This window comes from Diaminobutyricibacter sp. McL0608, from assembly GCF_039613825.1.
Classification (GTDB): domain Bacteria; phylum Actinomycetota; class Actinomycetes; order Actinomycetales; family Microbacteriaceae; genus Diaminobutyricibacter.
Genome location: NZ_CP154826.1, coordinates 1,899,623 through 1,913,247, shown reverse-complemented (window position 1 = coordinate 1,913,247; position 13,625 = coordinate 1,899,623). Strand labels below are relative to the sequence as shown.

The window sequence follows — 13,625 nt, the reverse complement described above, 5'->3', positions numbered from 1 at the left end:
TCGCACCGCTCAGGATGCAGCTCGTTTCGCCAGTAGGGCGATGAACATGGCATCCGTTTGGTGCCGGTGCGGCCACAACTGCACCTGGGTCGGGTCGCCCGCGAGGTCCAGGCGTTCGAGCGCCACCTCCTGGAGTACAGACGCCGTGTCGAGGGGCTCAATCGCGTTACCCCACCGATCCACCGCATCCGCCACCGACAGCCGTGTCTCCGCGATGTGCGGCGAGCAGGTCACATAGGCGAGGACGCCTCCGGGCTTCAGCGCAGCGAAAGCGCTGTCGAGGAGTTGCGCCTGGAGCTTGGTCAGTTCGGCGACGTCACGCGGCGTCTTGCGCCAGCGGGCTTCCGGGCGGCGGCGGAGCGCGCCGAGCCCGGTGCACGGCGCATCGAGCAGGATGCGGTCGAAGCGCTCCGGCTCGGACCCGCCGATCGTCGTACCGTCACGCTCCCAGACCTCGACCGGCTCGGGGACAGAGCCCAGCGCGCGACGCACGAGGTCGGCGCGGGCCGGGACGAGTTCGTTCGCGATGAGGGTCGCCCCGCTGCTTCGTGCTTCTGCCGCGAGGAGCGCGGCCTTTCCGCCGGGACCGGCACACAGGTCGAGCCAGAGCTCGCCCTCCTCGACGGCACGGGCCCGGGACAGCGCAAGGGCGGCGAGCTGAGACCCTTCGTCCTGCACGCGGATGCGGCCCTCGTGCTGCTCAACGATCCCCACCGGATCGCCCCCGCCGAGAGTGAAGCCGAATGGTGAGAACCGGTCTGCGGCAGCATCGTCAGGTACCTCGGCGAGCCCGGGAAGTGCAATCAGGTTGACGCGGGGCGCTGTGTTGTCGGCGGCCAGGAGTTCTTCGAGTTCGTTCTCGCGTCCCTCCGTCTCGAGGGCGCGGCGGAGGGCCCGCACGACCCAGAGCGGATGCGAGTGCACGGCGGCTAGTTCGTCGTCGGGGCTGGACGCATCCGAGACGATCCGCTCACGCCACTCGTCCGGAGTGTGCCGGCTGATCTCGCGCAGCACCCCGTTCGTGAAGCCCGTCGCGGAGCGCGACCCGACCACCCGCGCAAGCGACACCGACTCGTCGACGGCGGCGTGGCTCGCCACCCGCATGGAGAGCAGCTGGTGGGTGCCGAGACGAAGGACGTCGAGGATGGGAGGGTCGATGCGGTCGATCGTCCTGCCGGCGGCTCGTGCGATGACGCGGTCGTAGTAGCCCTGCATCCGCAGTGTGCCGTACGTCAACTCGGTCGCGAGTCCCGCGTCGGCCGTGTTGAGGGATGCGCGGGCGATCCTGGTCGGAAGCAGCAGGTTGGCGTACGCGTCCGACTCCCGCACCGCGGCGATGACGTCGTAGGCCACTCGTCGGGCGGGCTGGATGCGCGGGCCGCGTTCGCTCATGAGAGCACGACCTCTGCAGCGTCGGTCACTCCGCGCCACCAGTCGGCTGCGGGCATCGGGCGGCGGCCTGCCGGCTGCACGGTGATGAGCTCCAGCGCATGGGTGCCTGTGCCCACCAGGATGCGCTTGTCGCGGAGGGCGAGTCGGCCGGGCGCGAGGCCCGCCTCCTCGGGCGCGGGGGAGGCCTCGAGGATCTTGAACCGCTGATCGCCGAGCATCACGAAGGCGCCCGGCTCCGGTGTCACCCCGCGGATGCGGTCGAACGCGTGCCCCGCGTCGCCCGACAGGTCGATCCGTGCGTCATCGATCGTGAGTTTGGGAGCCAGCGTCGGGGAACCGGCCTGCGGTGAGGCGTGCGCTGTTCCGGCCGCGATCGCATCCACTGTCGTCGCGAGGAGACGCGCACCGACGCCTGCCAAGGCATCCAGAACCTCACCGGACGTCTCGGCAGGACCGATCGCGCGGGTGGCCTCGGCGAAGACGGCACCGGCGTCGAGCTCGGGGACGAGCTGGAAGACAGACGCGCCGGTGACCGCATCCCCCGCGATCACGGCGCGCTGCACGGGGGCCGCGCCCCGCCATCGTGGCAGGAGCGAGAAATGCAGGTTGATCCAGCCGTGGCGTGGCAGCGAGAGGAGCGGCTCGCGCACCAGTCCCCCGTACGCGACGATGACGCCAAGGTCCGGGCTCAGGTCGGCGACGCGTTCTGTGACGGATGCGTCGAGCCGGTTCGCCTTGATGGTCGCCAATCGCAGGTCCTGCGCCGCACTCGCGACCGGAGACGGGGTCAGGATGCGTTTGCGCCCCAACTCGGCGTCTTCCCGGGTGATCACAGCCGCGATCTGGTGCGGACCCCGAGCCAGCTCGTGCAGGGCGGGGACAGCGACGGCCGGGGTGCCGGCGAAGACCAGCCTCATGCGAGCTCGCCTGAGCGGGATGCGGTCATCACGGTTCTCCGGTTCATCGAAAGCGGGTCGGCAATCCAGTCTCTCGCAGCCGACGACGATGCGCGAACCGGCCACCCACGAGTACTAGGGGTGCGAAACGGGGTTTCGCGTGTCTCGAGCCCGGCTACCCGAGCTCGGGATCGTCGAAACGCACTCTCAATGACGGCGCGGGCCGGAAACCGCCCTTGCCGGCGGGCGCCCGACGGCGACGGGTGGCGTTCCGCACGATGGCCGCCCGCACAGCGGAGGCGACCGCCGGGCCGTGCGCATAGTCGAAGCGGAGGATCGTCCGCACATTTCCGTCGCCGAGCGGTGCCGGGCCGAGCACATCGATGAGCAGGTCCGAATCGACTGCGGCGGCTGCCTCCTCGACGACCTCGGCAGCGCCGGTGAGGGATGCCAGCCTCACCGCGGGAGGGAAACGCAGCGCACGCCGGTCGATCAACTCTTGACGGGCGAAATCGACCTGCCGCCAGGTGGCGAGATCCCGCGCGAGGGCTCCGCCGACACCCACGAGCACCGTCGCGGCGCCCGGCGCGGCCAGTGCGGCAGCATTGGACCACCAGCGCATGCAGTCCTCGGTCACCCGCAGCGTCTCGCGGGCGAGCATCCGTTCGCCGTCCAGCAGGAGGATCGCGCGGTAGCCGCCCGCCGCGATGGGCTCGGCGCCGCGCGTCGCGACCACCAGCGCGGGCGCCGACCCGATGGTCTGCAAGGGATGCTCGCCGTCGGCGACCACGACACGGACACCGGGGAACGCGCGGCCCAGCTCCTCAGCCGTACGGCCCGCTCCGACCGTCACCATGCGGAAGCGCGCGTGCTCGCAGTTCTCGCAGCGCCAGTCGGTGGCCAGCGCACCGCACCAGCCGCACGACGGCGTCGCCCCGGCGCGGGCCTGCCCGAGCGGACCTTCGCACCGATTGCAGCGTGCGGCCTGGGAGCAGTTCGCGCACGCCAGCATGGGCGCGTAACCGGGACGCGCGACCTGAACGAGCACGGGTCCCGATTCGAGCGCAGCCTTCGCGGTCTGCCAGGCCGTCGAAGGGATGCGGGCCGCGCGAGCTGCGACGTCGTTCGCGGCCTGGTTCGCGGTCGGAACCACCTTCGGGCTCACCGCGCGTTCCGGCGCGACGTCGCGGAGCCAGCCCACTTCGACGAGGCGCTGCACCTCCACGCTGCGGCTGTGGGCGGCGAAGATGAGGGCGCATCCCTGTAATTCCTGACGGACCAGCGCGGCGTCGCGTGCGTGGACGTAGGGACTCAGCGGTTCGGCGTGCAGAGGATCGCCGTCGTCCCACACGGCGATGAGTCCGAGATCGGATGCGGGAGCGTAGACGGCGGACCGGTTGCCGAGCACGATGCGGGGAGACGAGAGCGCATCGAGGAAGGCGCGATATCGTTCGGCGTTGGATTGGCGGGCATCCGCCCGCACCACCGCCTCGGCCGGTGCGATCGCCGCGAGGGCCGCAGCGACCTGATCCTGGTCGCGGTAGTCGGGAACGACGATGATAGCGGACCGTCCCGCTGCCCAGCAGACGGTCGCCGCCGTCGCAAGGGTGACCGCCCACTCGCCCACCCAGGCGCCGTCGGGAAGCTCTGCGAGCTGGGGGCGTGCCTGGAGCGCGATCCGCTCATCGCCGGCCAGCGCGCTCTCGATCCGGCCTGACGGGTAGCCGCGCACGGGTGGCGCTGCGATGGGCACTTCATCTGGCCCCCCGTTGCTTCGCGCTGCGAGCCAGGCCTTCTCCACCCGCACCTGGCGGCCGGGAACGGCGAGACGCACGACATCGTTCGCCGTGCCGGCGCTCCGGTCGGCGACCTTGCGGGCAAGAGCCCAGACGTCCGCCGAAAGCACGGGGACCGGCGAGACGACGGACTCGATGTCGCTGAGGGCCCCCTCGAACTCCTCATCGGTGAACCCGATCACGTAACCGTCGGCGATCCGGCCCGCCGTGCGCAGCGGAACCTTGACGCGTACGCCGGGCTGCGCATCCGCCAGCAACTCTTCAGGAACCCGGTAGTCGAAGAGGTGATCGAGTTGGGGCAGGGCCGAGTCGATCAGCACGCGGGCGACCCTGCCTGCCGCCACCACGCCTACAATCCCGCTGCAGAGCGGAGGTCGTCGACCTTGTCAAGGCGTTCCCACGTGAAGTCGGGAAGCTCGCGGCCGAAATGCCCGTATGTCGCCGTCTGGGCGTAGATCGGGCGCAGCAGGTCGAGCGAACGGATGATGGCCGCGGGTCGAAGGTCGAAGACATCGCGGATCGCCCGGATGATCTGCTCGTCGGGGAGGACGCCCGTACCGAAGGTCTCGACGTACAGACCCACCGGAGCCGCCTTGCCGATCGCGTAGGCGACCTGCAGTTCGAGACGATCGGCGAACCCTGCGGCGACCGCGTTCTTGGCCACCCAGCGCATCGCGTATGCCGCAGACCGATCCACCTTCGACGGGTCTTTTCCGCTGAACGCTCCCCCGCCGTGGCGGCTGGCGCCCCCGTAGGTGTCCACGATGATCTTGCGGCCGGTGAGCCCGGCGTCGCCCTTCGGCCCGCCGATCTCGAAACGACCGGTGGGGTTGATCAGGGTGCGCACGTGCGACGTGTCGAGGCCCGCGCCGTGCAGCACGGGGTTGATGACCTCTTCGATGACCTCGGCCTGCAGGGTCTCGGATCCGACGGTGGGTGAATGCTGCGTGGAGAGCACGACGGTCTGCACCGTCTTCGGAACGAATCCCTCGTAGCCGACCGTCACCTGGGTCTTGCCGTCGGGCCGCAGGTAGTCGAGGGTGCCGTTCTTGCGCACCTCCGCCAGGCGCTCCGCGAGACGATGCGCGAGCCAGATCGGCAACGGCATGTACTGGGGCGTCTCGGTGGTGGCGTAGCCGAACATGATGCCCTGGTCGCCGGCGCCCTGGCGGTCGAGGTCGTCGCCGCTCTGCTCGGCACGTGATTCGAGCGCGTTGTCGACGCCTTGTGCGATGTCGGGCGACTGCGCGCCGATCGACACCGAAACGCCGCAGGAGCGCCCGTCGAAGCTCACTTCGGACGAGTTGTAGCCGATGGCGACGATGCGGTCACGCACCAGGGTGGGGATATCGACGTAGCCGCTGGTCGTCACCTCACCGGCGACGTGGACGAGCCCTGTGGTCACCAGAGTCTCGACCGCTACCCGGCTCGCCGGATCTTCCGTGAGAAGGGCGTCGAGGATGCTGTCCGAGATCTGGTCGCAGATCTTGTCAGGATGTCCCTCGGTCACCGATTCGGAGGTGAAGAGGCGCAGTTCAGTCATAGTTGTCCCAAGTTCGGGCCCATCCACATCTGGTTTGCGTTAGGCGATGACGTCGAGGATACGATCGGCCACCGACAGCTTGGTGCCGGAGGCCTCCATCACTATATCGCCGCCTCTTTTCAGGACGACGACCTCATTGCTTTCTGTGGCAAACCCGTGCGACCAGCCGACCTGGTTGAGGATGAGGAAATCGGAGCCCTTCGCCTGGAGCTTCCTTCGGCCCAGGTCGACGAGAGCCGACGGGTCCTGCTCGGTCTCGGCGGCGAAGCCGACGATCGTCTGGCCTTCGCGCCTGGCCGAGGCCAGTCCGGCGAGGATGTCGGGGTTGGCGACCAACTCGAGCGTGAGTCGGTCGCCGACGTCGGCCTTCTTGATCTTGTCGGCGCGGACCTCTGCCGGGCGGTAGTCGGCCACAGCGGCAGCCATCACGACGATGTCGGCCGTGCGCGCGGCTTCGGTGACGGCGTCGAGGAGCTCGTTCGCGGTGCCGACCTCGATCAGGCGGACGCCGTCGGGCGGCGGAACCTCGAGATGAGCGGCGATGAGCGTCACATCGGCTCCCCGGGCCTTCGCGGCGACGGCGATGGCGATCCCCTGCCGCCCGCTCGACCGATTGCCGAGGAAACGAACAGGGTCGAGCGGTTCGCGCGTTCCGCCGGCGGTGATGACGACGCGACGGCCTGCGAGGTCGTCGCCTCCGCGCGTCGGTCGGACGAATTCGCCGGCGCGGCGGCGTTCGGTGAGGGACACGACGGCAGCCGGCTGGGCGGCGGCTACCGCGATCGCGGGCGCGGCAGCCGACGTGACGGCATCGCCTCCGACCACCGCGAGGGCCGCGCGCACGATGGTGTCGGGCTCCTCCATGCGGCCCGGGCCCGAGTCCTTGCCCGTGAGCTGCCCGACCCCCGGTCCGACGATCGTGACTCCGCGTTCGCGGAGGGTGGCGATATTCGCCACGGTGGCCGGGTTCTGCCACATCTCGGTGTGCATGGCGGGCGCGATGACGAGCGGAGCCGTGCTCGCGAGAACGGTGTTGCCGAGAAGGTCGTCGGCGAGTCCCACTGCGAGCTTGGCGATGGTGTTGGCGGTGGCCGGTGCGATCACGATGAGATCGGCTGACTGCCCGATGGCGACATGCCGTACCTCGGCCACGCCCTCGTACAGGTCGGTGGCGACAGGGTTGCGACTGATCGCCTCGAGTGTCGGCCGACCGACGAATCGCAGAGCCGCCTCTGTCGCCACGACGTGGACGGAGTGGCCCTCGAGGACGAGTGCGCGGATGACACTCACGGCTTTGTATGCGGCGATGCCGCCGGTAACTCCGACGACGATGGTCAGTCGAGTGCTCACAGCGGCATCCCCTCAGGAAATCGAACGGGTCGGAACCGGGCCGATGGGTTCAGCCCGGTGAGACCGCTACTCGACGATCGGCTTGATCGTCAGCTTGTCCTCGTTGATCTCGTGAAGTGCGACGGAGAGGGGCTTGTCGTCGATCGTCGAGTCGACGAGCGGTCCGACGTTGTCGAACAGGCTGCCCTCGTGGAGGTCGGCGTAGTAGTCGTTGATCTGGCGCGCACGCTTGGAGGCGAAGATCACCAGCGCGTACTTGGACTCGACTTTGGCGAGCACGTCGTCGATCGGCGGGTCGATGATGCCTTTGAGGTTGGTTGCCATACGTGTACTGCTCCTTGGTAGAGGTCTGGTCGTCGATCGAACGAACACGGCGAAACGAGCACAGCGAAACGTCTCGGCGGGACGCAGCGACGGCTATGCGCGCGACGGCGCCGTGCGGATCTTCATCAAGTCTACGACCTCGCGAGCGGCATCGGCCACGTCGCTGTTCACGACCCTGTAGTCGAACTCGTCCTGGGCGGCCAGTTCGACCTTCGCCGTCTCGAGTCTGCGCTGCTGTTCGGCGGAGTCTTCAGTGCCCCTGCCGATGAGCCTGCGCACGAGTTCTTCCCACGTGGGAGGGAGCAGGAAGATGAGCCGCGCCTCCGGCATCGCCGCCCGGACGTTTCTGGCACCCTGCAGGTCGATCTCGAGCAGCACGCTGCGCCCGGCGTCGAGAGCCTGCTCGATGGGAGCGCGCGGTGTGCCGTAACGAGAGGCGTTGTGCACGGTCGCCCACTCGAGCAGTTCTTCTGCCCCGATCATCCGGTCGAATTCACTGTCGTCGACGAAGTAGTAGTTGACGCCGTCGACCTCGCCGGGGCGCGGCGGACGTGTCGTCGCCGACACGGACAGGAGCACGTCGGGGTAGTTCTCCCTGATGTACCCAGCGACGCTGCCCTTGCCGACCGCGGTCGGCCCGGCGAGAACGACGAGACGGTTCGGGCGCCTGCCGTGGTTCGCGGCCTCGCGGTCGACGAGGTACTCGCGCAGGCGCACACGCTGGTGCTTTCCAAGACCGCCGAGGCGTTTGGCCGGTGAGATCGCGAGCCGTTCGAGGGCTTCGTGCATCTTCGTGGTGCCGATCGCCGGAACACTCAGCAGGAACTCTGTGACCCGGAGGCGCCCCTCGATTCCCTCAGGCTCTTCGGCGGATTTGTCGAGCACCGTGAGCGACGAGATGTCACCGTTCGCGATCGTCACTTTGACGGCGGCCCGGGCGCGACGCGCCGCGATCGCCGCCCGCGATGCGGCGACCCGGTCGACGTCGGGCGGGGTCGGGCGGTTGCCGCGCTCAGCCAATCTGCGACCCCATCTCGGCACGGACCTGCTCCGCTCGATCGCGGATGACCTGGGCGACGCGATCGGGGCCGGCGGACAGGATCGCGCGGGACTCGCTCACGATCGTCGCCGGTGCGTACGAGCCGAAGATCGACCGAGCATCCGACAGCTTCGCACCCTGGTGGCCGAAGCCGGGCGCGAGCACCGGCGGCGGGTTGACACCTGCGGGTGATGCGGTGTCGATGCCGAATCGTGCGAGATCGAGGGTCGCCCCGAGGACGACACCGATGGAGCCTAAGGGATGCGCCGCCTGGGCTTCGTTGAACGCCTTCACACCATCGATGATGGCACGGGAGACCGTCTGTCCGCTGGCGTTCTCCACAGGGACGACGGCCCGTTGGATCGATTCCGCCTCCGGGTTCGAGGTCGCAGCCAGGACGAACAGGCCTTTGCCCGCGGACTCGGCCAGTTCCATCGGGGCCGCGATCGAGCCGACGCCCTGGAACGCCGAGATGGTCATCGCATCGGCTTCCAGCGGCGAACCCGGAGTGAGCCACGCCTGACCGTAGGCTTCGACGCTCGTCCCGATGTCGCCGCGCTTCGCATCTGCGATCACCAGGACGCCGGCGGCACGAGCCGCCGCGAGTACATCCTCGAGCGCGGCATACCCGGCTGCACCGTAGCGCTCGAAGAACGCGATCTGCGGCTTCACGATTCCAGCGTGTCCGACGACCGCGTCCACGACCCGCAGCCCGAACTCGCGGGTGCCCGCGCCGGACTCGTCGAGCCCCCACTCCTGCAGCAGATGGGGATGCGGATCGATACCGACGCAGAGCCGGCCGAATTCGACGAAGGCCGACGCCAGCCGGTCCCCGAACGCCTTCGTTCCAGCGGTCACGCGCGCGCCGCCCGGTCCAGTGCGTACTGCTGCAGCGACCGCACCTCGAAGCCTTCGCGGATGGCGTCGATGGAGGCGACGGCGGCACTGAGCTCGGCGATCGTGGTGAAAAGCGGCTTGTCCCCGGCGACGGCGGCGGCGCGGATCTCGTAACCGTCGGCGCGGGCGGAGCGGCCGCTCGGCGTGTTGATCACGACGTCGACCTCGTTGCGGTTGATCAGGTCGACGATCGACGGCGCCTCGCCATCGGGGGCGTCGCTGAACTTGCGGACGACGCGGGCGGCGATGCCGTTGCGGTTCAGCACTTCGGCTGTTCCCTCGGTCGCGAGGATGTCGAAGCCGAGCTGCTGCAGCCGCAGGACCGGCAGGATGATCGAGCGCTTGTCACGGTCGGAAACCGAGACGAACGCCGTGCCGCCGAGAGGCATCCCGCCGTACGCCGCGGACTGGCTTTTCGCGAACGCGCGGGGGAAGTCCTTGTCGATGCCCATGACCTCGCCGGTCGAGCGCATCTCGGGGCCGAGGACCGAGTCGACGATCTGCCCTTCGCGGGTGCGGAACCGCTTGAAGGGAAGCACCGCCTCCTTGACGGCCACGGGCGAGTCCATCGGGATGACCGATCCGTCCTGCGCGGGAAGCAGGCCCTCGGCGATCAGGTCTGCGACCGTCTCCCCCACCATGATCCGCGATGCGGCCTTCGCCAGCGGGATGCCCAGCGCCTTCGATACGAAGGGCACCGTGCGTGAGGCCCGAGGATTCGCCTCGAGGACGTAGAGCACGCCTGCGGCGATCGCGAACTGCACATTGAGCAGGCCGCGCACGCCGACGCCTTCGGCGATCTTCAGCGTCGCGACACGCACGCGATCGATCTCCTGGCGCCCCAGGGTCACCGGCGGGAGGGTGCAGCTGGAGTCGCCGGAGTGGATGCCCGCCTCCTCGATGTGCTCCATCACCCCGCCGATGTACAGCGTCTCGCCGTCGTAGAGTGCGTCGACGTCGATCTCGATCGCGTCGTCGAGGAATCGGTCGACGAGGAGGGGATGCGCGGGGCCGACGATGCCCTGATTGGCGACACGGTCGAAGTAGTCGGCAAGCGACGGGCTGTCGTACACGATCTCCATGCCGCGGCCGCCGAGCACATAGCTCGGGCGCACGAGCACCGGGTAGCCGATCTGCTCGGCGACCGTGACTGCTCCGGCGTAATCGTGCGCCGTGCCGTTGCGCGGTGCGAGAAGCCCCGCGTTCTCCAGGATCTCGGCGAACAGGCCGCGTTCCTCTGCGAGGTCGATCGCTTCCGGTGTGGTCCCGAGGATGGGCACGCCGGCGGCCTTCAGACCTTTGGCGAGACCCAGCGCCGTCTGCCCGCCGAGCTGCACGACCACGCCGACGAGCTCGCCCGACTGGCTCTCCGCGTGGATCACCTCGAGCACGTCCTCCAGAGTGAGCGGCTCGAAATAGAGCCGGTCGCTCGTGTCGTAGTCGGTCGAGACGGTCTCCGGGTTGCAGTTGATCATGATCGTCTCGAACCCGGCATCGTGCAGTGCGAACGACGCGTGCACGCAGGAATAGTCGAACTCGACGCCCTGGCCGATGCGGTTGGGCCCGGAACCGAGGATGACCACCTTGCGGCGGTCGCTCGGCTCGACCTCGGTCTCGAGGTCGTAGCTCGAGTAGTGGTACGGCGTGAGCGCGGGGAACTCTCCAGCGCACGTGTCGACCGTCTTGTACACGGGCCGGACGTCGAGGATGTGACGGATCTCGCGCACATCCGCCTCGCCGAAGCCGCGGAGCTGGCCGATCTGCGCATCCGAGAATCCGTGGTCCTTCGCGTACCGCAGCGTGTCGGTGTCGAGGGTCTCGGCGGTGCGCACCATCTCGGCGACGTCGTTGATGAGAACGACCTGGTCGATGAACCACGGGTCGATCTTCGTCGCCTCGAAGACCTGCTCGATCGTCGCGCCGAGGCGGAGCGCCTGCTGCACGTCGACGATGCGTCCGTCGGTCGGTGTCGCGATCGACTCGAGCAGCTGCTCCAGCGTGCGCTCCTCGGCGCCCCAGTGGAACGACGAGCCGCGCTTCTCGAGTGAGCGGAGCGCCTTCTGGAGAGCGCTCGTGTAGTTGCGGCCGATCGCCATCGCCTCGCCAACCGACTTCATGGTCGTCGTGAGCGTGGGATCGGCGGCCGGGAACTTCTCGAAGGCGAACCGCGGCACCTTCACCACGACGTAGTCGAGGGTCGGCTCGAAGCTGGCCGGGGTGACGCGCGTGATGTCGTTCGGGATCTCGTCGAGACGGTAGCCGATGGCCAGTTTCGCAGCGATCTTCGCGATCGGGAACCCGGTGGCCTTCGACGCAAGCGCAGAGGAGCGGGACACACGGGGGTTCATCTCGATGACGATGACACGCCCGTCGACCGGATCGACCGCGAACTGGATGTTGCAGCCGCCGGTGTCGACGCCGACCGCACGGATGATGTCGATGCCGATGTCACGCAGGTTCTGGTACTCGCGGTCGGTCAGAGTCAGTGCCGGGGCGACGGTGATCGAATCGCCGGTGTGGACGCCGACCGGGTCGACGTTCTCGATCGAGCAGACGACGACCGTGTTGTCCGCGGTGTCGCGCATCAGTTCGAGCTCGTATTCCTTCCACCCGAGGATGGACTCCTCGAGCAGCACCTCGCTCGTCGGGCTCTGGTGGATGCCGTCGCCGACGATCCTGCGAAGCTCCTCTTCGGTGTGCGCGAAACCGGAGCCGAGGCCGCCCATCGTGAACGAGGGCCGCACGACGAGCGGGTAGCCGAGGTCCTCGGCGAAGCCGATCGCCTCTTCGACCGAGTGGGCGATGTGCGAACGTGCGACATCCGCCCCCGCCGCGATCACCAGGTCTTTGAAGATCTGGCGGTCCTCACCCTTCTGGATCGCCTCGAACTTGGCGCCGATGAGTTCCACGTCGTACTTCTCGAGGATGCCGTGCTCGTGGAGCTGGATGGCCGCGTTGAGCGCGGTCTGGCCGCCCAGGGTGGGCAGGATCGCATCCGGTCGCTCCTTGGCGATGATGGTCTCGATGACCTGCCAGGTGATCGGCTCGACATACGTCGCGTCGGCGAAGTCGGGGTCGGTCATGATCGTCGCCGGGTTCGAGTTCACGAGGATGACGCGCACGCCCTCCTCACGCAGCACGCGGCAGGCCTGGGTTCCGGAGTAGTCGAATTCGCACGCCTGCCCGATGACGATCGGCCCTGAGCCGATGACCAGGACGCTCTTGATGTCTTCCCTGCGTGGCATTACTTCGCGTCTCCCTTGGTGCTGAGGACCATGTCCCTGAACCTGTCGAACAGGTAGTTGGCGTCGTGGGGCCCGGCGGCCGCCTCGGGGTGGTATTGCACGCTGAACGCGTTGAGATCGAGGCAGTTCAGTCCCTCGACGACGTTGTCGTTGAGGGAGAAGTGACTGACCTCGACCCGGCCGAAGCCCGCGGGCGACTCGATGACGCCTTCGATCGGGGCGTCCACAGCGAAGCCGTGGTTCTGCGAAGTGATCTCGACACGGCCGGTGGACTTGTCGAGCACCGGCTGGTTGATGCCGCGATGACCGAACGGAAGCTTGTAGGTGCCGAACCCGAGCGCGCGTCCCAGCAGCTGGTTGCCGAAGCAGATGCCGAAGTACGGCACCCCGGCACGGAGCACCTCCTGCAGCAGCGCGACATGACGGTCGGATGCGCTCGGGTCGCCGGGTCCGTTCGAGAAGAAGAGCGCAGAGGGCTTCAGTTCGAGAACATCTCCGGCCGACACCATCTGAGGCAGCACGTGGACGTCGAACCCGCGTGAGGCCAGGTAATTGAGTGTGGAGGTCTTGACGCCCAGGTCGAGCACCGCGACCGATCCGATGCGCTCGCCGACCGCAGGAACCGTGAACGGTTCGGGCGTCGAGACTTCTGCGGAGAGATTGAGACCCGCCATCTCAGCGCCGCTGCGGACGAGGTCGAGCTGCTCGCCGTCGCTCAGTTCGAAGTCGGCGCCGGAGAAGATCCCGGAGCGCATGGCGCCCGCTGAACGGATGTGGCGGGTGACGGCGCGCGTGTCGATCCCGCTGATCCCCACGACGCCGTTCGCGACGAGATCCTCGTCGAGGCTCCGGGTCGCACGGAAGTTCGAGACGGTCCGCGATGGTTCCCGCACGACGTAACCCGAGACCCAGATGCGCCGGGACTCCATGTCTTCGTCGTTGGTGCCCGTGTTGCCGATGTGCGGCGCCGTCATGAGGACGATCTGACCCGCGTAGGACGGGTCGGTGAGCGTCTCCTGGTATCCCGTCATTCCCGTGGCGAAGACCGCTTCGCCGAGGGTGCGGCCCTGTGCGCCGTACGCGCGCCCGACATATCGCTTGCCGTCCTCGAGGACGAGGACCGCCGGTTCGAAACCAGCCACC

At 68.3% G+C, this 13,625-nt stretch carries 10 protein-coding genes; all 10 read right to left on the bottom strand.

Annotated elements, in window-relative coordinates; translation table 11 throughout:
• Positions 1–9 precede the first annotated feature (9 nt).
• On the bottom strand, positions 10–1,392 hold the full coding sequence (locus AAYO93_RS09030) for an RsmB/NOP family class I SAM-dependent RNA methyltransferase (RefSeq protein ID WP_345764645.1): 1,383 nt from the start codon (positions 1,390–1,392) through the stop codon (positions 10–12).
• Positions 1,389–2,309 (bottom strand): methionyl-tRNA formyltransferase, encoded by a 921-nt coding sequence (fmt, locus tag AAYO93_RS09025; RefSeq protein ID WP_345764644.1) that lies wholly within the window; start codon positions 2,307–2,309, stop codon positions 1,389–1,391. Before fmt ends, AAYO93_RS09030 begins: the two co-directional genes overlap by 4 nt.
• A gap of 154 nt (positions 2,310–2,463) precedes the next feature.
• Positions 2,464–4,431 (bottom strand): primosomal protein N', encoded by a 1,968-nt coding sequence (locus AAYO93_RS09020; protein WP_345764643.1) that lies wholly within the window; start codon positions 4,429–4,431, stop codon positions 2,464–2,466.
• A gap of 2 nt (positions 4,432–4,433) precedes the next feature.
• The gene (gene metK / locus AAYO93_RS09015; RefSeq protein ID WP_345764642.1) at positions 4,434–5,627 is read right to left on the bottom strand and encodes a methionine adenosyltransferase; all 1,194 of its coding nucleotides are present in this window, start codon (positions 5,625–5,627) and stop codon (positions 4,434–4,436) included.
• A 39-nt stretch (positions 5,628–5,666) separates the two neighbouring features.
• The gene (locus tag AAYO93_RS09010) at positions 5,667–6,965 is read right to left on the bottom strand and encodes a bifunctional phosphopantothenoylcysteine decarboxylase/phosphopantothenate synthase (protein ID WP_345764851.1); all 1,299 of its coding nucleotides are present in this window, start codon (positions 6,963–6,965) and stop codon (positions 5,667–5,669) included.
• 78 nt (positions 6,966–7,043) lie between these two features.
• A complete protein-coding gene (gene rpoZ / locus AAYO93_RS09005; RefSeq protein ID WP_345764641.1) occupies positions 7,044–7,301 on the bottom strand; it encodes a DNA-directed RNA polymerase subunit omega in 258 nt (85 codons plus the stop codon).
• Between the two features lie 93 nt (positions 7,302–7,394).
• Positions 7,395–8,321, bottom strand: a complete 927-nt coding sequence (gene gmk / locus AAYO93_RS09000) for a guanylate kinase (protein ID WP_345764640.1) — start codon at positions 8,319–8,321, stop codon at positions 7,395–7,397.
• Positions 8,314–9,198 (bottom strand): orotidine-5'-phosphate decarboxylase, encoded by an 885-nt coding sequence (gene pyrF / locus AAYO93_RS08995; RefSeq protein ID WP_345764639.1) that lies wholly within the window; start codon positions 9,196–9,198, stop codon positions 8,314–8,316. Before pyrF ends, gmk begins: the two co-directional genes overlap by 8 nt.
• Positions 9,195–12,482 (bottom strand): carbamoyl-phosphate synthase large subunit, encoded by a 3,288-nt coding sequence (gene carB / locus AAYO93_RS08990; RefSeq protein ID WP_345764638.1) that lies wholly within the window; start codon positions 12,480–12,482, stop codon positions 9,195–9,197. The genes pyrF and carB overlap by 4 nt, the downstream gene beginning before the upstream one ends.
• Entirely contained in the window at positions 12,482–13,624 is a 1,143-nt protein-coding gene (carA, locus tag AAYO93_RS08985) for a glutamine-hydrolyzing carbamoyl-phosphate synthase small subunit (protein WP_345764637.1), read from the bottom strand. Before carA ends, carB begins: the two co-directional genes overlap by 1 nt.
• Between the last annotated feature and the right edge of the window lies 1 nt (position 13,625).

What these genes read in the sequence shown, in the direction of transcription:
- carB (WP_345764638.1), bottom strand. Translation starts at nt 12,482, where the DNA reads ATGCCACGCAGGGAAGACATCAAGAGCGTCCTGGTCATCGGCTCAGGG.
- AAYO93_RS09030 (WP_345764645.1), bottom strand. Translation starts at nt 1,392, where the DNA reads ATGAGCGAACGCGGCCCGCGCATCCAGCCCGCCCGACGAGTGGCCTAC.
- rpoZ (WP_345764641.1), bottom strand. Translation starts at nt 7,301, where the DNA reads ATGGCAACCAACCTCAAAGGCATCATCGACCCGCCGATCGACGACGTG.
- fmt (WP_345764644.1), bottom strand. Translation starts at nt 2,309, where the DNA reads ATGAGGCTGGTCTTCGCCGGCACCCCGGCCGTCGCTGTCCCCGCCCTG.
- metK (WP_345764642.1), bottom strand. Translation starts at nt 5,627, where the DNA reads ATGACTGAACTGCGCCTCTTCACCTCCGAATCGGTGACCGAGGGACAT.